At 70.9% G+C, this 18,984-nt stretch carries 14 protein-coding genes; 4 read left to right on the top strand and 10 right to left on the bottom strand.

All coding sequences use genetic code 11. The features are described 5' to 3' along the window. Positions 1-54: 54 nt before the first annotated feature. From RI578_RS38490 to RI578_RS38470, 5 genes are all read right to left on the bottom strand, one after another. Positions 55-1,035, bottom strand: coding sequence for a hydroxyacid dehydrogenase (locus tag RI578_RS38490; protein WP_310875975.1), 981 nt, complete (start codon positions 1,033-1,035; stop codon positions 55-57). Between the two features lie 95 nt (positions 1,036-1,130). Further along, a complete protein-coding gene (locus tag RI578_RS38485) occupies positions 1,131-2,087 on the bottom strand; it encodes a carbohydrate ABC transporter permease (protein ID WP_310875433.1) in 957 nt (318 codons plus the stop codon). Then, complete coding sequence (locus RI578_RS38480) at positions 2,084-3,004, bottom strand: sugar ABC transporter permease (protein ID WP_310875432.1); 921 nt, start codon at positions 3,002-3,004, stop codon at positions 2,084-2,086. Before RI578_RS38480 ends, RI578_RS38485 begins: the two co-directional genes overlap by 4 nt. A 151-nt stretch (positions 3,005-3,155) precedes the next feature. Next, positions 3,156-4,472 carry a sugar ABC transporter substrate-binding protein gene (locus tag RI578_RS38475; protein ID WP_310875431.1) on the bottom strand — a complete coding sequence of 439 codons (1,317 nt, stop codon included), beginning with the start codon at positions 4,470-4,472 and terminating at the stop codon, positions 3,156-3,158. A gap of 174 nt (positions 4,473-4,646) precedes the next feature. After that, entirely contained in the window at positions 4,647-5,759 is a 1,113-nt protein-coding gene (locus RI578_RS38470; RefSeq protein ID WP_310875430.1) for a substrate-binding domain-containing protein, read from the bottom strand. Positions 5,760-5,953: 194 nt separating this feature from the next. Between RI578_RS38470 and RI578_RS38465 the strand changes: the two genes are divergently transcribed. Further along, positions 5,954-8,398: a polysaccharide lyase 8 family protein gene (locus tag RI578_RS38465; RefSeq protein WP_310875429.1), complete on the top strand. Its 2,445-nt coding sequence runs from the start codon at positions 5,954-5,956 to the stop codon at positions 8,396-8,398. A gap of 5 nt (positions 8,399-8,403) precedes the next feature. Here the strand turns inward: RI578_RS38465 and RI578_RS38460 are convergent, their stop codons facing one another. From RI578_RS38460 to RI578_RS38440, 5 genes are all read right to left on the bottom strand, one after another. Next, positions 8,404-9,306 carry a fibronectin type III-like domain-contianing protein gene (locus RI578_RS38460; RefSeq protein ID WP_310875974.1) on the bottom strand — a complete coding sequence of 301 codons (903 nt, stop codon included), beginning with the start codon at positions 9,304-9,306 and terminating at the stop codon, positions 8,404-8,406. 84 nt (positions 9,307-9,390) lie between these two features. After that, positions 9,391-10,872 (bottom strand): carboxylesterase family protein, encoded by a 1,482-nt coding sequence (locus tag RI578_RS38455; RefSeq protein ID WP_310875428.1) that lies wholly within the window; start codon positions 10,870-10,872, stop codon positions 9,391-9,393. After that, positions 10,869-11,066, bottom strand: coding sequence for a hypothetical protein (locus tag RI578_RS38450; RefSeq protein WP_310875427.1), 198 nt, complete (start codon positions 11,064-11,066; stop codon positions 10,869-10,871). Before RI578_RS38450 ends, RI578_RS38455 begins: the two co-directional genes overlap by 4 nt. 89 nt (positions 11,067-11,155) lie before the next feature. Beyond that, positions 11,156-12,937 carry a glycoside hydrolase family 3 N-terminal domain-containing protein gene (locus tag RI578_RS38445; RefSeq protein ID WP_310875426.1) on the bottom strand — a complete coding sequence of 594 codons (1,782 nt, stop codon included), beginning with the start codon at positions 12,935-12,937 and terminating at the stop codon, positions 11,156-11,158. Between the two features lie 50 nt (positions 12,938-12,987). After that, complete coding sequence (locus RI578_RS38440) at positions 12,988-14,271, bottom strand: MFS transporter (protein WP_310875425.1); 1,284 nt, start codon at positions 14,269-14,271, stop codon at positions 12,988-12,990. A gap of 260 nt (positions 14,272-14,531) precedes the next feature. Between RI578_RS38440 and RI578_RS38435 the strand changes: the two genes are divergently transcribed. The 3 genes from RI578_RS38435 to RI578_RS38425 all read left to right on the top strand — a co-directional run bounded on the left by RI578_RS38435 (position 14,532) and on the right by RI578_RS38425 (position 18,785). After that, entirely contained in the window at positions 14,532-15,209 is a 678-nt protein-coding gene (locus tag RI578_RS38435; protein WP_310875424.1) for a TetR/AcrR family transcriptional regulator, read from the top strand. Positions 15,210-15,353: 144 nt separating this feature from the next. Then, a complete protein-coding gene (locus RI578_RS38430) occupies positions 15,354-16,088 on the top strand; it encodes a D-Ala-D-Ala carboxypeptidase family metallohydrolase (protein ID WP_310875423.1) in 735 nt (244 codons plus the stop codon). 363 nt (positions 16,089-16,451) lie between these two features. Continuing rightward, a complete protein-coding gene (locus RI578_RS38425) occupies positions 16,452-18,785 on the top strand; it encodes a ricin-type beta-trefoil lectin domain protein (RefSeq protein WP_399063266.1) in 2,334 nt (777 codons plus the stop codon). Positions 18,786-18,984 lie beyond the last annotated feature (199 nt).

Below are 18,984 nucleotides of genomic sequence, written 5' to 3'. Positions count from 1 at the left end.
TCCCTGCAATGCCACATGTTTGCACAGGAGCGAAAGTGCAAAGGAACAGCCGCCTCACGCCGTCCGGGCCAGGTCCTGGGGTCCCACACTGTGGGCGAAGGGCAGGCCCCGGGCGTAGCGGGAGATCTCGGCGGCGGCGTAGTCGGCCATGCGGCCGAGCTCGCTGCCCAGGGACCCCGCGATGTGCGGGGTCAGGAGCACGTTGGGCAGCCGGTACAGCGGCGACTCGGCCGGGAGCACCTCGGGGTCGGTGACGTCGAGAACCGCGTGGATGCGGCCGGACGTCAGGTGGGTGATGAGTGCTTCCGTGTCGACCAGGGAGCCGCGTGCGGTATTGATCAGTGTGGCGCCGTCGGGCAGCAGGCCCAGCCGCCTGGCGTCGAACATGTGGTGTGTCTCGGGCAGTTGCGGAGCGTGGATGGAGACGACATGACTGCGCCGGGTCAGTTCGTCGAGGCCGACGGACCGCGCCCCGAGAAGGGCGGCGCCGGTGTCGTCCAGATACGGATCGTGGACCAGGACGGTGAAGTCGAACGGACGCAGCAGTTCGATCACGCGGCGACCGGTACGAGAGGCGCCGACGATGCCGACGACGCGCCGGTAGTTGCCGTGGCCGGCGAAGTAGGGCAGCAGTGGGTAGGCGGCGCGCTGTTCACGGTAGGCGCACGCGCTCTCCAGGATGCGCTTGCCTGTGAGCAGGATCGTGGCCACCGTGTACTCCGCGACCGGCAGCGCGTTGGCGGCTGCCGCGCTGGAGACGGTGATGCCGCGGGCCCACACGGCGTCGGTCACATGGTGCTTGACGGACCCGGCGGCGTGGACGACTGCTCGCAGCCGGGGCATCGCCGCGAGGGCCCGCTCCGTCAGCGGTGGGCAGCCCCAGTGGGTGAGCAGGACCTCCGCGTTGGTGAGGGCCTCGGCGGCGGACGGGTCCGCGAAGTCGGTGACCAACAGGTCGGGGTCGAGGTCGGCCGTCTCGCTGAGCAGGTCGATGGCGCCCTCCTCGCGCAGGGCGTCGCGAGTCTCCAGGGACATCGCGAGGACGGTGTGCGGGCGCCGCGGGCGGGGGCCGGGTGTGAGTCGGGGCAGTTCGGTCGCGGCCGGCGCCGTGGTGTGCCTTTCGGTCATCGTCACTTCACCGCGCCCGCGGTGAGACCGGAGCGCCAGAAGCGCTGGAGGCAGACGAAGGCGATGATCAGGGGAAGGACCGAGATCAGTGCCCCCACGATCGTCAGCATGTAGAACTCCGGGTTCTGCTGGGAGGACTTGCTCCAGATCGCCAGGCCGAGGGTGACCGGGTAGAGCTTGTCGTCGCTCAGCATGTAGAGCGGCAGGACGAAGTTGTTCCAGCTCGATGTGAAGGTGAAGAGGAACAGGGTGACGAAGCCCGGGGCGATCATCGGCAGGCCGACCGAGCGGAACACGCGCCACTCCCCCGCGCCGTCCATGCGGGCGGCCTCGATCACCTCGTCGGGGATGTACCCCTCGGAGAACACCCGGGCGAGGTAGACGCCGAAGGGGTTGACCAGCAGGGGAACCAGGACGGCCCAGTAGGTGTTGTCGAGGCCCGCCTTGCCGGCCAGCAGGTACTGCGGCAGCACGAGGACGGCACTCGGGACGAGGACGCCCAGCAGCACCAGGCCGAACAGCTTCTCCTTGTGCCGGAAGTCGTACTTGTCGAAGGCGTAACCGACGGCTGTGCTGACGAAGGTGGAGGCCAGGCAGCCCAAACCGAAGTACAGGACGCTGTTGAGCAGCCAGCGTCCGTAGATACCGTCGCCGTAGGAGAACAGATCACCGAGGTTGGTGAAGAGGTTGAAGTCGGCGAAGGTGAATCCGCCGGTGCCGACGAGATCGCCGTGGGACTTCGTGCTGGCGACGAAGAGCCAGGTCAGGGGCATCAGGGTGTAGCAGGCGAAGAGGGCGAGGATGCCGTTGACGACGGCTTTCGAGGTCCACGAGCCACTCGGACGGACACGCTTCCGGGCTCCTGGGCGGGGGCCGGGTGGCCGCCTCCGGGTCTTCGGGCCGCTCCCCTTTCCGCCGGTGCGGGGGGTGGGAGACCCGGTGACGGTGTGGGTGGTCATGCTGCCTTCCAGCGGTTGCCGAGCTTGGTGACTGCGTAGGAGAGGGCGCCGGCCGTCAACGCGATCAGGATCGCCGCCGCGGAGGCGAGGCCGGGCTGGTGGTCGACGAAGGCCGCCTTGTGGACGAACATCACCGGTGACCAGTCGCGGTTGATGGCCTCCGACTGTGTGGTGAGCATGTAGGGCTCGTTGAAGAGCTGGATGGCGCCGACGCAGGTGAACAGGAGGCTGAGGACCAGGGCGGACCGGATGTGGGGGACCTTGATCTGGAGCGCGGTGCGGATGGCCCCGGCGCCGTCCATCGTGGCCGCTTCGAGCGTCTCCCGGGGGATCGCCTGAAGCGCGGCGTAGAGGATCACCATGTTGTATCCGACGTAGTGCCAGGTCACGATGTTGACGACCGAGGGGATGGCGAGGGGCGCGGAGAAGAAGTCGACGCTGAGGCCCACCGAGTCGAACCAGTCCATCACCGGGCTGAGACTCGGGGAGTACAGGTAGACCCAGATGATGGCGGCGATCACGGTGGGCACCGTGTAGGGCAGGAAGAGGGCGAGCTGGAACAGCCGCCTGGCCCGTGCGACGGTCGAGTCCAGCAGCAGGGCGAGGAGCAGCGCCGCGCACGTCATCAGCGGGATGTAGACCGCGACGTAGCCGATGACGTGGACGAAGGAGGCGCGCAGGGCCGCGTCGCCCAGTGCGTCGGCGTAGTTGCCGAGGCCGACGAAGACGCTCTCGGTACCTCCGAAGCCGAGGCCGGAGGACCGTTCCGCGAACAGGCTCGTCCAGACCGCGTACCCGATGGGGGCGACCATGACGAGCGTGAAGAGGACGAAGAAGGGCACGAGGTAGGCCGCGGCGGCACGGCGTTGGGCGCGCCCGGCAGCGGGGCGGGCAGGGGATGGAGCCGGGACTGTCATGGAGTCTCCTGACCGGGGCGCCGGGCACGGCGGGGCCGGAACAGTGTCGGGTCGGGGCGGTGAGGCGGCCGGACGGGCCGGGGACCGGCGGTATTCGGCGGCCGCCGGGCGCGGCTCAGCCGGCGCTCTTCGGCGGCCGCCGGGCGCGGGCTCAGCCGGCGGTCTTCAGTCCGCGGTCGTCGAGCGCCTTCAGCGCGGCCCGCTGGGCCGCCTCGAAGCCGGCCGACCAGCCGCCCTTGGCCACGGCGCTCTCGAACGCCTCGTTCACCGAGCCCTGCACCGGGCCCCAGGTCCAACCGGTGACGACGGTGTCCACCTGGTCGGCGGCGACCTGGTAGAGGTCGTTGGCGAAGTAGCCGTCGGCGGCTCGGGCGAACTCGGTCGCCGCCACCTTCTGCAGGCCGGGGTCGGCGGGCAGGACGCTGCTCGGTGCCTCGGCGTCGGCGAGCCGGGCCTTCATGGCCGCCGGATCGGTGGTGAGCCACTCGATGAACTCCGTCGCGGCTTCCGTGTGTTCGCTGCCCTTGGGTACGGCGAAGGAGGTGCCGCCCCAGGTTCCGGTCGCCGGTGTGCCGTCCCACGTGGGCAGCGGCGCCACGGCCCACTTGCCCTTCTGTTCCGGTGTCTGGGATATCAGACCGGCTCCGCTCCAGGGGGCGCCGATGAAGGCGGCGACCTGGTTCTTCTTCTTGGCGGTGCTCTCCTCCTCACTCCACGCGGGGTGGTTGAGCACCAGGCCGTCGCCCACCAGGCCGTCCCAGAACCCGGCGACCTTCTGGGCGGGCTTGTCATCGATGTTCACGGTCCAGGCGTCGCCCGCGACGCCGAAGCCCTGGGAACCCGCCTGCCAGGCCAGTCCGTTGATGAAGGGAATGTCGCCGCCCTTGGGGGCGTTCAGGATGCGGGTCCCCTTGTCGGCGGCCTTGATCTTCTCTGCCGCCTTCTCGAACTCGGCCCAGGTGCTCGGCACTTCTACGCCGGCCTTCTCGAACAGGTCGGTCCGGTAGTAGAGGAGCTGCGGGGTGACGTCGAAGGGGACGCCCCAGGTACGGCCGCCCGGAGTGACCAGCGACTGCAGGCTCTCGGGGAACGACTTGACCAGCTTGCCGGAGCGTTCGGTCAGGTCCTCGAGGTTTCCCTGGCTGGCGAACTCGGGGAGCATCGCGTACTCCATGCCGACTACGTCGGGTGCGCTGCCGGCCTTGATCGCGCTGTCGATCTTGGAGTAGCCGTCGGTCCCGGCGGTGATCTCGGTGTACTCGACCTTGATGTCCTTGTGCGTGGCGTTGAACTTGTCGACGACCTCCTCGGTGCCGACCATCCAGGACCACATGGTGAGGGTGACCGGTTCACCGTCCGACGCCCCGGACGTGCCGCCGCCCCCGCCGCCGCAGGCAGTGGCGAGGAGGGCCAGACAGCCCAGGGAGGCCGTGAGGGCGAGACGGGGTATGCGGTGGGCGGGCTTCATGAGCACTGGCTCCTCGATGAGCAAGGCGCCTCAGCGGCCGGAGGCGATTGCGGTCATCATTTGCGCAGAACGATCGCCCGTCAAGACCGAACGACCAACTCGATCAAAACAATCATCCAAGGATCCGGCTGCTCCTGACCCGGCTGCTCCGCTCTTCGACGACCGGACGGAGGCTCAGCGCGGCGGCGCGCAGGACGCCCGCACCGTGAGCCGGGGTACCAGCGAGACGTGCCGGCTCGGCGCCGAGGCACCCGGGCCGGCACCGAGCCGGGCGAACATCATCTCGACGGCCGCCTCTCCCACGGCCGACCGGGGCGGGGCCACGGCGGTCAGCGGCACATCGGCCAGCGCCGCCATCTCGTCCTCGTACGCCACGAGCGACACGTCGGCCGGGAGGGAGAGACCCCATTCGCGCAGCCGTTGCACGACGCCGATGGCGGTCTGGTCGTTGTGGACGATCGCCGCGGTGATCCCGTCGTCCGCCACCGATTCGTACAGCAGCCGAGCCGCGGCCTCCAGGGCGGCCGGGTCCTCCGGATCGACCGACACGATCGGCGGCGCCGACAGGCCACGGGCCGCGACGGCGGCCTCGTACCCCTCGCGGACCTGCGGTGACGTCGGGTTGTCCTGGGCGAGCAGGGCTATCCTGTCGTGCCCCAGCCCGGCGAGATGGTGGACGGCGGCGGCGCCACCGAGCACATGGTCGGAACGCACACTGTCCAGACCGGCCAGCCGGCCCCCGAGAGGGACGCGCCGGTCCACCAGGACGGCCGGGACCCGCAGCGCCAGCAGCTGTTCCTCCTGCGCCGTACTGGGCACCCCGCGTTCCCAACTGGGCTGGAGCAGCAGGCCGTCGACGCCACCGTCGAGCATCCGCCCGATCTGCGCGGTGTCCTCCTCGGACCGCCAGTGCGCGATCCCGAGCACCAGTCGGCCGCCGCGCGCCGCCACGGCGTCCTGGGCGCCCTTGACCAACTCCGCGAAGTAGTGCTCCATGCTGGGCACGACCATGCCCAGGACGACCGCGGCGGATGCCGGCGGTGCGGGCGATTCCGTCCCGGAGGCCGTCGGTTCCGGGCCGTGCCCGACCGGCCGCGGCCGCTCGGGCCACGAGACCGAGCCGTGCAGTCTGGTCAGCCGGCCCTGCTCGGCCAGCGCCTCGACATCGCGCCGCACGGTGACCGCGGAAACCCCCAGTTCCCCCGCCAGCTCCGTGACCCGGAGACTGCCCCGTCTGCGCACGATCTCCAGCACCCGTTCATGGCGCTGATTGACATGAGACCGCATCCGTCGTCCTCCCGGTGAACCCCCGATTGCTGCGCGTTCCACCGTACTCTACTGATCGAATCTTACGAAGCTTACGTATTGAGCATCTCGCACACATCGTGCTAGAAACCCATCCACCCCTCGGGGCGAGGCCCCTCTCCCCTCCCCTCCCCTCCCCTCCCCTCCCCTCCCCTCCCTCCAGCCTTGGAGACATCATGCCGACACCCTGGTCCCGCCGCGGCTTCGTCAAGGCGACGGGCGGTGCCGCCGCCGCGCTGAGTCTTGCCGGAACCGCCTCGGCGACGATCCCGACCAGTCCCGCCCACGCCGCGCCCGCCGAGTTCGAGAACCTCAGAGCCACCTGGCGCGGGCTGGTACTCGGCTCCGGCTTCAGCCCGACCGCGGAGCCCTTCGCCTCCAAACTCGCGCAGTTGGGCAGGAGCGCCGCCGGCTGGAGGAGCACGATGCGGCCCGCGCCGGGCTCCCTGTGGCCGGACATGGTGTGGCTGGACCCGGAGCCCGACACGGACACCGAGTCGTACGCCTACTCCGCACAGATCCAGCTCACCTTCCAGCGGCTGCGTTCCATGGCGGAGGCCTACGCCCAGCCCGGCACCGGTCTGACCGGCGACGACGCCTTCGCGCAGGACGTCGTGACCGGCATCCGGCATACGGTCGGCGACGTCTACCACGCGGGCCGGGCCCGCTACGGCAACTGGTACAACTGGCAGATCGGCGGCCCCCAGGCGCTGCTGGACGCGGCGATCATCCTCTACGACCACCTGGACGCCGAGCTGATCGTCACGATCACGGAAGCCGTCCGCAGCTTCGTGCCGGACAGCGCGGTGGCGTCCTACACGGGCACCTCCACCGGCGCCAACCGCGTCGACCTGTGCCGGACGATCGCGCTCAGCGGCCTGGTCGGCGAGGACGCCGACCGGCTCGCCGTCGCGGCCGGGGCCCTCTCCCCCGTCTTCCCCTACGTGACCTCCGGGGACGGCCTCTACCGTGACGGCTCCTTCGTCCAGCACACGTGGGTGCCCTACGCCGGGTCGTACGGCGCGGACCTGTTCACCGGCCTCAGCCTGCTCCTCGCGCTGCTCGCCGGCTCCCCCTGGGAGGTCACCGACCCCGCCCGGCAGAACTACTTCGACGCCGTCGAACGGGCCTGGGCACCCTTCCTCCACAACGGTCTGTGCATGGACGCCGTCTCCGGTCGCGCCATCTCGCGGGGCCTGCCGCCAGGTGATCCGAAGGGCGCCAACGACGACCACCTGCGCGGCCACTCGATCATCGCCTCCATCGTGGCCCTGGGCGAGGCCGCGAGCACCGAGCAGAACGCGCGCTGGCGTGCCCTGGCGAAGGGATGGATCCAGCGGGCCCGCTTCAGCCCTCCGCACACCAACCCGATGCTCAGTGTCCACAAACTCGCCCAGCTCCACAGCGTCGTGCACGACACCGCGGTCAAGCCCCTGCCCGAGCCGGTCGAACACCGCCTCTTCCCCTCCCAGGACCGGGCGGTGCACCGCCGCCGCGGGTGGGTGGCCTGTCTGTCCATGGCGTCCGATCGCATCGCGCACTACGAGTGGGGCAACGGGGAGAACCTCCGCGGCTACCACACCGGCGCCGGCTGGCTCTGCTGGTGGGGGGACGACTACGCCAACGAGCAGTACTCACAGACCTTCTGGGCCACCGTGGACCCCAACCGACTGCCCGGCATCACCGCCTCCCAGAAGAGGCTCGCCGACGGCCAGGGCGGCCAGTGGGGCGCCGAACGCCCCGCGGTGAAGTGGGTCGGCGGCACGACCGACGGCACGTACGCCGCGGTGGGCCAGCATCTGAAGGGCCTGGCCTCGACACTGGAAGCGCGCAAGTCCTGGTTCTTCCTGGACGAGGGGATCGTCTGTCTGGGCGCCGGCATCACCGCTTCGGACGGCGAGGCGGTCGACACCGTGATCGACAACCGCCGCCTCGGCCCCACCGGCACCAACGCCCTCACCGTGGACGGCCACCGCAAGCCCGCCTCGCCCGGCTGGACCGAGACGCTGACCGACCCGAGCTGGGCGCACATCGCCGGCCACGGTGGCTACGTCTTCCCGGCGGGCGGCCGCGTCACGGCACTGCGCGAGGAGCGCACCGGCCGATGGAGCGACATCAGGACCGGCTCCTCCACCACCCCCTTCACCGACCGCTATCTCACCCTGTACGTCGACCACGGCACCGATCCGGTCGACGGCGCCTACGCCTACGTCGTGTTGCCCGGCGCCGGCGCCGCCCGCACCGCCGCCACTGCCGCGAGCGCACAGGGTCTGCTCAGAACGCTCGCCAACACACCACAGGCCCAGGGCGTCCACGTACCCTCCCTCGGCTTCACCGCCGTCAACTTCTGGACCGCCGGGAAGGTCGGCGACCTCACCGCCGACGCCCCCTGCTCGGTACTGATCCGGCGCCGGCGCGACGGGACCGCGGCCGTCTGCGTCTCCGACCCGACCCGTACCCTCACGACGCTCACCGTGACGTGGCGGCACCGGGTCACCGCGGTCCTCTCGCGGCCCGGCACGGTCGAGCGGGCCGTATCCGGCCGCGACCTGACCCTCACCTTCGGCGATCTCACCGGCGAGGCGGGCGCCACCCAGAAAGTCATGGTCAGGACCGGATGACGAGCTCAGACCGCCGCGTACTTCGCGACCGCCCCGGTGACCTGGTCGCCGTCGAGGGGGAAGCCGGGGAAGCGGGCCAGGCGCGCGAGGGGGATGGCGCGGATCATGGGTCCGCTGTGCGGATCGGACAGGATCGCCCCGAACCCTTCGGTGCCGAGCAGTTCGCGCAGCCAGGGGCCGGCCGCCGGATGGGCGAGCCACTGTTCCGCCGTGGAGTCGGCGTGCAGCGGAACGGCGAAGGTCTCCCCCGTGAGCTCGACGGTCGTCTCCAGGCGGATGTCGCGGGAGGACGCGCCGACACGTAGGGCGAACTCGCCGCCCTCGACCGTCCAGCGCCCCATGGCCTCGTGCCAGAACGCGAAGGCCCGGCGGCCCAGCGTGAGGGTGACCGGGGCGCTGTGCCCCGGTTCCAGCCGGACGCGCGCGAAGGCCCGCAACTCCCGCGCCGGGTGGTGGACGGTCGACTCGCGGTCGGTGACATACAGCTGGACGGTCTCCGTGCCGGCCCTCTCACCGGTGTTGGTCACCGTCAGGGTGACCTCGACCCGCGGGTCGTCGCCGTCGGCTCGGACGGTGGCGGTCAGGTCGCTGTAGGCGAAGGCCGTGTACGACAGACCGTGCCCGAAGGGGTAGGCCACCGGCAGCTGCCGGGTGTCGTACCAGCGGTAGCCGATGAGCAGGCCCTCGCCGTAGCGGACCTGTCCGAACGCGCCGGGGAAGGCGCCGACGGCCGGGGTGTGCTCGTAGCGGACGGGGTTGGCGTCGGCCACCGCGTGCAGCAGCTCGACCTGCTGCGCGGGCAGGTCCATGCGGGTGCGGTCGTAGCCCTCGGACTCGTACGACGGGGGGAGCCCGAGGAACAGGACGGCGACGTCGGCATCGGCCGCGGCACGGACGGCCTCCGCGATGAGTGCGGGGTCGGCGTCCTGCTAGCGTCAACTCCAGGTAGGTGCGAAGGGAGGAAGCCCTCGGGCGGCACGGTCTGTCTCGGATCACCGCGACGGCTGGGGCGGCGCCCAGATCTTCCTCACGGCGCGCAGCGGATCGTGCCGGACGCGCGGTGGATCGTTCCAGAGCATGGTCGCGCGATCCGCACAGCTGTAGCGCGGCCATGACGGTCCCGGGTCCAGGTCTCGGACGAACGCGACCCAGGCCGCGTGCATGGTGTCGGCCAGGTGTTGCGGCGGGCTGTCGCCGAGGGCGGCGGTGACACCCTCGGCTTCGAGGAGGTCGAAGGCGTACGGCAGGTCCGCGCAGTGGTACGCCAGACCCTGGGCGGTGGCTGACCAGAGGAACTGGTAGAGCCAGGTGGGGCGTTGGCGGCGCGCTCGGGCTTCAGCGATGGCCAGCGCCGGTGCGCGGAACATCCTGTCGGTGAGGGCATGGCCGCACAGGGCGCCCGGCTCACTCGCGTGGTCGGCGTACGTGTCGAGGAAGAGCCGGGTCCGCTGGTCGTCGAGGCCGAGGTCGGCGAGCATGCCGTGCAGGTCGGCGTCGGTGAGACCGGGTTGCGGCATGCCGTTGAACTCGTGCGCGGTGAAGCCGGCCATCAGCGGGACGTCTGCGCCCGCGTCACCGGCGGTGAGGGCGTCGGGCACCGCCTCGGGGATCAGCTCGCCGTCGGCGAAGGGGGCGAGGGCGAGCGTGGGCAGCCGCCGACTGCCGGGGGCGGGAGCGGTGAGCGCGTCCTGGTGGACGAGAAGGTCGGCGTCGGTCATGCGCTGGAGCGCGGCAGCGGTGGCGGGGACGCCGGTCCGCCGGGTGAACCGTGCGGTGACGGCCTCGGCCGTGTGCCGGTCCTGGGGCTCCATGACGGCGCCGGACGCGGAGATCGCCGCCCGGAACAGGCCGCGGGCGGTGGGTGTGGCGAGCAGGGTCTGGACGGCGCCGCCGCCCGCCGACTGGCCGGCGATGGTGACCTTGGCGGGGTCGCCGCCGAAGCAGCCGATGGTGTCTCGGACCCACTCCAGGGCCGCGATCCAGTCGCGGACGCCTCGGTTGTCGGGCGCGTCGGGCAGGTGGAGGAAGCCCTCGACGCCGAGCCGGTAGCCGAGGGAGACGAGGACGATGCCGTCGCGGTTGAAGGACCCGCCGTCGTACCACGGGCTCGCGGCCGAGCCTGCGACGAAGCCTCCTCCGTGGATCCATACGAGGACCGGCAGGCCGGCGGTGGGCGAGGGGTCGGGGGTGAAGACGTTGAGGTTGAGCGTGGCGGCGCCGGGGATGGTCGGCTCGGGGATGGTGGTGACGTCGGCGAACGGCCTGCGCTGTGCGGTCGGTCCGTAGGAGGTGGCGTCGAGGACGTCGGTCCAGGGGTCGGGCGGCACGGGTGAGGCGAACCGGAGTTCCCCGACGGGCGGCCGGGCGTAGGGGATGCCGAGGAACCGTGCTCCGGTGGCGTGGCGCGCACCGCGTACCGGGCCGTGCGGCGTCCGGAGAATCACGGACGTCGTGGCGGTGGTGTCGTGGCTCACGAAAGACTCCAGGAAGGCAACTCGCGCAGACCGGCCGACGGCCGGGAGGAGCGGAGGTGCTCCTTCGACGCGGAGGATGACGCGGAGGGTGACGCAGGGGGTGACGAGGTGTCGGCGGCGGCCACGCCGAGGGTCGACAGGACGGCGCCGGACACGGCCGTGGCGGCGAGGAGTTCGCGAGGGGTGAGGACCATGAGCGGATTCCTTCACGTGTGGGACGGGGACCGGGGGCGGCGTCGGGTCAGGCGGCGGCCGCCCCCGGTGGACTGAGCGGACCGATGGTTCAGAGGTCCAGGCCGGCTCCGTACGGGAAGAGCGGGTCGTCGGTGTCGTGCGGCACGTCCGGGCGGGAGCTCTCGACCGCGGCCATCGAGCGGGGCATCTCGAACGGCAGCCGTCCCTCGGCGCGGGCGCGGCCGAAGGCCACGTCCAGCAGGGCCGCGTCGTCCGCGCCGTAGTCGGCGATGAGTGCGGCGGCCCGTTCGGCGATCTCGGGGACGACTGCGGGCCGTTCGAGGTTGAGGAACACGACGGTCGGCACGGTGTCCAGCAGCCGCAGGACCGGCCCCAGTTCGTCCTCGGTGAAGTCCAGCCGTCCGGAGTGGAACAGTGACTCGAAGCGGTTGTCCCGCTGCTCGTACGGGGTGTGCAGCCGCAGTACGGCGAGGTCCGCGTCGGCCGGGTCGCCGACCACGTCGCCGTAGCGGGCCGCGACGGTGGCGTCGACGCCCTCGGCGTACAGCTTCGGGCGTTCCGGGGTGACCGGGAGGGTCCGGTCGCGGTTGACCAGGACGGTCAGCGAGCGGCGCTGGGCGGCCTCGCCGGCGGCGCGGAACTCGCTGTCGCCGACGATCTCCTCGGCCAGGTCCGGGTCCACGTACGGGTTGTCGAAGAGGCCGAGCAGGAACTTCTCGCGCAGCAGGCGGCGTACGGAGACGTCGAGGCGCTCCTCGCCGATGCGGCCGGAGCGCACGAGTTCGACCACGACCTCGGGGCACGCCTCGCCGCCGAACTGGTCGGCGCCCGCGTCGATGGCCTTCGCCGCGCGCGCGGCGACCGTGAGGTGCTCGATGCCCCAGGCGCGGGCCTGGTGCAGCTCGCCGAAGATCTCCTGGTCGGTGAGCAGGCCCCAGTCGGTGCAGACGATGCCCTCGAATCCCAGCCGCTCGCGCAGCAGGCCGGTGACGACGCCGTGGTTGAAGCCGAAGCCGACCTCTTCCCAGTCGGTGCCGACGGGCTGCCCGTAGTACGGCATGATCTGCGAGGCGCCGGCGGCGATGGCGGCCTCGAACGGCTGGAGGTGGTGCTCGCGCATGCCGCCGGGGTAGATCTGCTCCTTGCCGTGCGCGAAGTGGGGGTACTCGCCGTCCTTCTGGGGGCCGCCGCCGGGAAAGTGCTTGACCATGGTGGCCACACTGTGCGGACCGAGCGTGTCCCCCCGGCCCTGGAAGCCGCGGACGTACGCCTGGACCAGCTCGCTCGTCAGGGTGGCGTCGGCGCCGAAGGTGCCCGCCTGGCGCGACCACCGGGGCTCGGTGGCGAGGTCGATCTGCGGGTGCAGGGCGACACGCAGGCCGACCGCCATGTACTCGCGGCGGGCGATGTCGGCGAAGCGGTGGACGAGTTCGGGGTCGCGGACGGCGGCCAGGCCGGTCGGCTCGGGCCATGCGGAGAACGCCCCGGCGTTCATCGAGGCGCCGATGTTGGCCGTGAAGGAGTGGCGGGGGTCGGTGGAGACGGTGACCGGAATGCCGAGGCGGGTGCCGGCGGCGAGTTCCTGGACGGCGTTGTGCCATTCCGCCAGCTGTCGGGGTCCGGCCGTGCCGAAGAGGTTGAAGTGGCTCATCAGCTTGGTGCGGATCGCACCGCTGGTGTCCGCGGGGACGAGCCCCTCGTCGCCGGCCTCGACGGGCCGGCCGTCGGGGTGCAGCGGCAGCATGGTGTGGAAGAGCAGACCGGCCTTCTCCTCCAGGGTCATCCGGCCGAGGAGGTCGGCGACCCGTTCGTCCACCGTGCGGGAGGGGTCCTGGTACGGGTGGCCGTCATTGCGTCGGGCGGGGGGCATGGGTTCCTCCTGGTAGAGGCGGGCGGGTGACCGGGGGGGCGACCGCGCTGTCAGCGGACGCCGCGGATCGGGACGACGGCGAGGGCGCCCAGGATCGTGATCGCGGCTCCGGTGACGAACAGCGCGGTGTAGCCGCCGAGCGAGGCGACGACCAGCGAGGCCATGAACGGGGCGATGATCTGAGGGCCGGAGTTGGCCACGTTCAGGACGCCCATGTCGCGGGCGGCGTCGTCCGCGCTGGGCAGGACCAAGGTGACCAGCGCGGTGTCCACCGCCATGAAGCAGCCGAAGGACAGACCGGTCAGGACACAGAAGACGAGCATGCCGGCCCAGGTCGGGGTGACGACCGGGATCACCATGCCGATCGCGGTGAAGACACAGGAGATCGCGATGAACGGCTTGCGGCGGCCGATGCGATCGGAGAGCACACCGCCGGCCACGGTGGACAGCAGCATGCAGACGGAGCCGAGCGGGGAGACGATCGCGACGGCGCCGGCCGGGGACAGCCCCTCGGGCAGGTCGCTGTGGTCCTGGAGGATGTACAGCTGGTAGAGGATGACGGCGAAGTAGCCGAGCATCATCAGGAACCGGCCGATGAAGGCCCACCGGAAGTCGTCCGCCTTCATGGCGGAGCCGAACGCGGAGAGCTGGCGGCCCAGGGGCACCGTCTCGATCACGGGCAGCCTCTCTTCCCGGACCATGGCCGTGAACAGCGCCGCCGCCACGGCGATGACCGCGCCGAGGACGAGGTAACCGGTCCGCACGTCGTGCGGGACGAAGACCGTCGCGACGGTGACGCCGATGATCGAGCCGATCGGCATGCCGATGCCGACCATGGCGGAGGCGAGGCCGCGGCGCTCCGTCGGCACCCGGTCGGGGACCACGGCGGTGATGGCGGCCTGGTAGACGTTCATCATCGCCTGGACCAGGCACCAGCCGATGGTGACCAGCAGGATGCCGCGCACCGCGCCGAGCAGCGCGAGGGCGCCCAGTGCTGCGAGTCCGCCGCCGAGGATCCACGGGTTGCGCCGTCGGGAGCGGTCGGACAGCAGTCCGGCCAGCGGGTTGAAGAGGGTCGCGAACACGGCGGCGACGCCGGACACCAGTCCCAGGTTGGCGACCTTGTCCGCCGGGTCCAGCGCCTCCACCTGCACGGGCAGCAGCACCTGGCCGACGCCCATGTAGACCATGAACATCGCCGTGTGACCGATGGCCAGCAGGGACAGGAGCCCGCCCAACGCCGTGGAGGTGCGCTGCGGCGCCGACGTCTCGTCGGTGCTCACCGCGACCTCTCCCACGGGTGCGTCGTGCGTATCAGGTCTGGAACTGCTCATATCCGGCCTCCTGGGTGGCGGCTCTCACGGGCGGGAACGCAGAGAGGGGGTCGCCGCCGGCGGCAGCGCGGGACGTGGGCGGCGCAGGCGGCTCGTGCCGCCGAACACCGGACTGTGTCGCGGACGCGGCGTCGGGGCGGCTCCCGCCCCGTGTGGGCGAGCACAGGCAATCACGAAATCTGAGCGGGTAGTGGGTTTTCAAAAAGTGGCTTGGATCACACTTCTGTGGGTTGCCCCGGCGCTCGACTACGGTGATCGGCATGGACCGGACGAACAGCCTTCGGCGCGGAGGCGGCGCCACGGCGCGCGGCCCCTACGCCGTCGGTGACGAGCGCCGACGGCGCATCCTGGACGCAGCCGTGGAGCACTTCGCGCAGTGGGGCTTCCACGCCTCGTCCCTCGCCCGCATCGCGAAGGACGTCGGTGTCACGCAAGGCGGCCTGCTGCACCATTTCCGCAGCAAGGAGGACCTGCTCGTCTCCGTTCTCGAGCGGAGCGAGGAGAACGACGTCGAGCAGTTCTTCTCCTCGGAGTTCGACTCCGCGGCGGACTGCTTCCTGCGTCTGATCGAGCTCGTCGACCACAACGGCCGCCGCCCCGGCCGCACTCGGATGTTCAACGCCCTGGTCGGCGAGTCCTGCGAACCCGGCCACCCCGCGCACGCCTTCTTCACCCGCCGCTACGACAAGGTCGTCACGCAGCTCTCCGGGACCCTCCGGGCCGCTGTCGACACGGGCGAGCTCCTCCCCCGCACCGACTGCGACGCGGTGACCCGGGAACTCGTGGCCGTCATGGACGGGATCCAGCTCCAGTGGGCCCTCAGCCCGGACTCCACGGACATGGCGCAACGCCTGCGCACCTACCTGGACCGGCTGTACCGGTCGATCTCCACCACCGGCACGGACCTGCCGCCCACGGCGCCCCCCGCCGGCGGCTGAGGTCAGGGCCGGACGGTCCGCGCACCGGACCGGCCCTGGTCCACTCGATCAGACTCGGAGCCACCTGGGGCGCCATTGACGCGCGTAGCCCGTTGCCGCACGCTGAGCGTCGGATGTTGTCGACTCAACGGTCGGGAGGCCGGGATGTTCAGACGCATGTCACGTCTGCTTCTCTCACTTGTCATGCTCATGGCTGGCGCGGTGGTCGGGGTCGGCGCCACCGCCGGTGCCGCGCACGCCGACTCCTGCTACACCTGGAACCGCACCCTCTCCCAGGGGTCCTCCGGCGGCGACGTGACCCAGCTGCAGATCCGGGTCGCCGGCTGGGTGACCTCCGGCGAGCGGCTCTCCTACGACGGTCAGTACGGCGCACGGACCGCCGCCGCCGTCAAGAAGTTCCAGGCCGCGTACGGACTCAGCGCGGACGGTGTCGCCGGGCCCGCCACCTTCAGCAAGATCTACGCCCTCCAGGACGCGGACTGCACGCCCGTCCACTTCAGCTACGCCGAGCTCAACAAGTGCAACTCCGACTGGTCCGGCGGCGCGGTCTCCGCGGCCACCGCCAAGTCGAACGCGCTCAAGACCATGTGGAAGCTGGAGGCGATGCGGCACGCCCTCGGTGACGTGCCGATCAACATCTCCAGCGGCTTCCGCTCCCGCGCCTGCAACAACGCGGTCGGCGGATCCGCCACCAGCCGTCACCTGTACGGCGACGCCGCCGACCTCGTCGGCTCGCCGAGCCTGTGCCGGCTCGCCCAGCAGTCCAGGACCCACGGCTTCTCGGAGATCCTCGGCCCGGGCTACCCCGGCCACAACGACCACACCCACGTGGCCTTCGACCCGTCACCGTACTGGTCGGCTCCCACCTGCGGCATCTGAGTCGGCGTGACCGCCGGAACCGGCGGCCCTCGGGAGTGAGGGAGAGCAGGTGGTGAGTGTTCCGGGCCCGTTCGCCAGGAACACCCACCACCTCCGCACGACTCACCTTTTTCCTCACTCGTGACAAAGCATGGACGGCCCCGGCAGAAGTCCCTACTGTGTCCGTTGCGACGCTGAGCGCCCCATGGCCCACGCGTACGCCCCTCCGTATCCGGGACGACGGCGCGCCCCGGCAGCGGTGGATCTCTCGCTTACCCGATCGAGTTCCTCATGCCCGAGGGACCGTCAGGAGGTCACGTGTATCCACGGCTGTACCCCCGCCGGCTCGGCAGACGCCTGGCCGGAACGCTCATCGCTTCCTTACTGGCCGTCGGCCTGTCGTCGTCCCCGTCTCCCGCGGGCACCCCGGCCGCCGCGGACCTCCCCCCGCAGGAACCGGGCGTCACGCTGCGCGTCTTCGACGTGCAAGCCCCGTTGAACGAGATCTGCACACTGAAGGCGGGCCAGACCCCGAACGTCGACAAGCTGATGCCCGTGGTCGACTGGTCCTCGGCCGAGGACTTCGGTCTGGAGAGCAACTTCGTCACCCACGTCCTCGGCAACCTGGACGCCGCCCAGGCGGGCAGCTACACCTTCCGGCTCACCAGCGACGACGGCTCCCGTCTCTGGATCGATGACCAACTGGTCGTCAACCACGACGGCCTGCACGGACCGGAGCCCAAGGACGCGACGGTCGACCTGACGGCCGGCTCCCACTCCCTGCGCATCGAGCACTTCGAGCGCGACGGCGGTCAGCAGCTCACCCTGGCCTGGAAACCGCCGGGCGCCCCGGGCTTCAGTGTCGTGCCGAACTCGGTGCTCAGCACCGACGCCGACGTCGTACGCGTGACGGCACCCGGCCGCAAGGAGTGCGAGGGAGGTACGGACTCACCGGGAGACGGCCTGCCGCTCACCGGTGTCCACCCGAACTACACCCTCACCAACCTCCGGCCGGACGGTTTCGAACCGCAGGTCTCCGCGATGGACTGGCTCCCGGACGGACGTCTGGCCGTGGCCACCTGGGGCGGCAGCAACAACACCGCGGGCGAGGTCTACCTGCTGAGCAACGTCACCGGCGCCACCGGGCCGGACAAGGTGACGGCCAAGAAGGTCGCCTCCGGCTTGAAGGAGCCGATGGGCATCAAGCACGTCGACGGCAAGCTCTACGTCTCGCAGAAGCACGAGCTGACCGAGCTGAACGACACCGACGGCGACGAGGTCACCGACCAGTACCGGCGCGTGGCGACCTGGCCGTTCGGCGGCAACTTCCACGAGTTCGCCTTCGGCCTGCTGTACCAGGACGGGTTCTTCTACCTGAACCTGTCGGTCTCCATCAACTACGGCGGCGCCACCACGGACCCGCAGCCCGCCGAGAACCGCGGTACCACCATCAAGGTGAACAAGGAGACGGGCGAGGTCTCCTACGTCGCCGGCGGACTGCGCACCCCGAACGGCATCGGCTGGGGCCCCGAGGGCGACCTCTTCGTCACCGACAACCAGGGCGGCTGGCTGCCCTCGTCCAAGCTCGTGCACATCAAGCAGGACCGCTTCTTCAACCACTACACCAACCCGGACGGGCCCTTCGACTCCCAGCCGGTGACCAAGCCGGTGCTGTGGCTGCCGCAGAACGAGATCGCCAACTCGCCGAGTACGCCGTTGCAGTTGAAGGACGGTCCCTTCGCCGGCCAGATGCTGTTCGGCGACGTGACCTACGGCGGGATCCAGCGCGGGTTCCTGGAGAAGGTCGGTGGCGAGTACCAGGGGGCGGTCTTCCGTCTCACCCAGGGGCTGGAGGCCGGCGTAACCCGGATCAGCGTCGGCCCGGACGGGGCGCTCTACGCGGGCGGTCTGGGCGCGGGCGGCAACTGGGGCCAGGAGGGCAAGCTCACCTACGGCCTGCAGAAGCTGACCCCCAACGGCGCCGACGCCTTCGACATCGGCGCCATGCGCGCCGTACCCGGCGGCTTCGAGCTGGAGTACACGCAGCCCCTGTCGACCGACACGGCGAACGAACTGGCCAACCGCTACAGGATCAAGCAGTGGCGGTACGTGCCGACGGCCGACTACGGCGGCCCCAAGGTCGACGAGGAGACACTCACCGCGCAGTCGGCCACGCTGTCCGCCGACCGCAAGACCGTCACCCTCGCCGTCCCGGGCCTGAAGGCCGACCGCGTGGTCCACGTCCGCTCGCCCCGTCCCTTCAGCTCGGCCGACGGCGAAGCGCTGTGGAGCACCGAAGCCTGGTACACGCTCAACAAGCTGCCGGGCGGAGCATCCGGAACGGGTGAGGTGAAGGGCGTCAACGGCAAGTGCCTCGACGTCGACAACTCCCAGACCGCCGACGGCACCGAGGTCCAGGTGTGGACCTGCAACGGCACCGGCGCCCAGCAGTGGACGCTGCCCGGCGACGGAACCGTACGCGCCCTGGGCAAGTGCTTGGACGTGTCGGGCGGCGGCACCGCCGACGGCACGAGGGTTCAGCTGTGGACCTGCAACGGCAGCGGCGCACAGACCTGGCTGCCCCAGGCCGACGGCACGGTGCGCAACCCGCAGTCGGACAAGTGCCTCGACGCCTCCGGCGGCATCTGGAACGACGGCACCCCGGTCCACCTGTGGACCTGCCACACCGGGCCCAACCAGAAGTGGACCCTGCCCTGACGGTCGGGCCGACACCACCCCACGGGTGGCACCGGTGAAAGGCGGGCTCCGGCGCCCCCGCGGGGAAGCCGGAGCCCGCTTCATTGAGTGAGGCCGTGACCGTAGGGATACAGAGCGCCTGTGCCGTCGGCGCGGGGGACGGTGACGGGCAGCCGGCCTCGGGATGCGGTAGACGGAGGCGTCGATGCGCTTCTCGGTC

The sequence above is a fragment of the Streptomyces sp. BB1-1-1 genome (assembly GCF_031597775.1).
GTDB classification, from domain to species: Bacteria; Actinomycetota; Actinomycetes; order Streptomycetales; family Streptomycetaceae; genus Streptomyces; species Streptomyces thinghirensis.
The sequence above is the reverse complement of the archived record's forward strand: the minus strand, read 5'-3'. Positions and strand labels throughout refer to the sequence as shown.

Coding starts and splice junctions, on each gene's coding strand:
- RI578_RS38490 (WP_310875975.1), bottom strand. CDS start 1,035: ATGTCCCTGGAGACTCGCGACGCCCTGCGCGAGGAGGGCGCCATCGAC.
- RI578_RS38450 (WP_310875427.1), bottom strand. CDS start 11,066: ATGGTCCTCACCCCTCGCGAACTCCTCGCCGCCACGGCCGTGTCCGGC.
- RI578_RS38480 (WP_310875432.1), bottom strand. CDS start 3,004: ATGACAGTCCCGGCTCCATCCCCTGCCCGCCCCGCTGCCGGGCGCGCC.
- RI578_RS38485 (WP_310875433.1), bottom strand. CDS start 2,087: ATGACCACCCACACCGTCACCGGGTCTCCCACCCCCCGCACCGGCGGA.
- RI578_RS38435 (WP_310875424.1), top strand. CDS start 14,532: ATGGACCGGACGAACAGCCTTCGGCGCGGAGGCGGCGCCACGGCGCGC.
- RI578_RS38470 (WP_310875430.1), bottom strand. CDS start 5,759: ATGCGGTCTCATGTCAATCAGCGCCATGAACGGGTGCTGGAGATCGTG.
- RI578_RS38465 (WP_310875429.1), top strand. CDS start 5,954: ATGCCGACACCCTGGTCCCGCCGCGGCTTCGTCAAGGCGACGGGCGGT.
- RI578_RS38475 (WP_310875431.1), bottom strand. CDS start 4,472: ATGAAGCCCGCCCACCGCATACCCCGTCTCGCCCTCACGGCCTCCCTG.
- RI578_RS38445 (WP_310875426.1), bottom strand. CDS start 12,937: ATGCCCCCCGCCCGACGCAATGACGGCCACCCGTACCAGGACCCCTCC.
- RI578_RS38440 (WP_310875425.1), bottom strand. CDS start 14,271: ATGAGCAGTTCCAGACCTGATACGCACGACGCACCCGTGGGAGAGGTC.
- RI578_RS38430 (WP_310875423.1), top strand. CDS start 15,354: ATGTTCAGACGCATGTCACGTCTGCTTCTCTCACTTGTCATGCTCATG.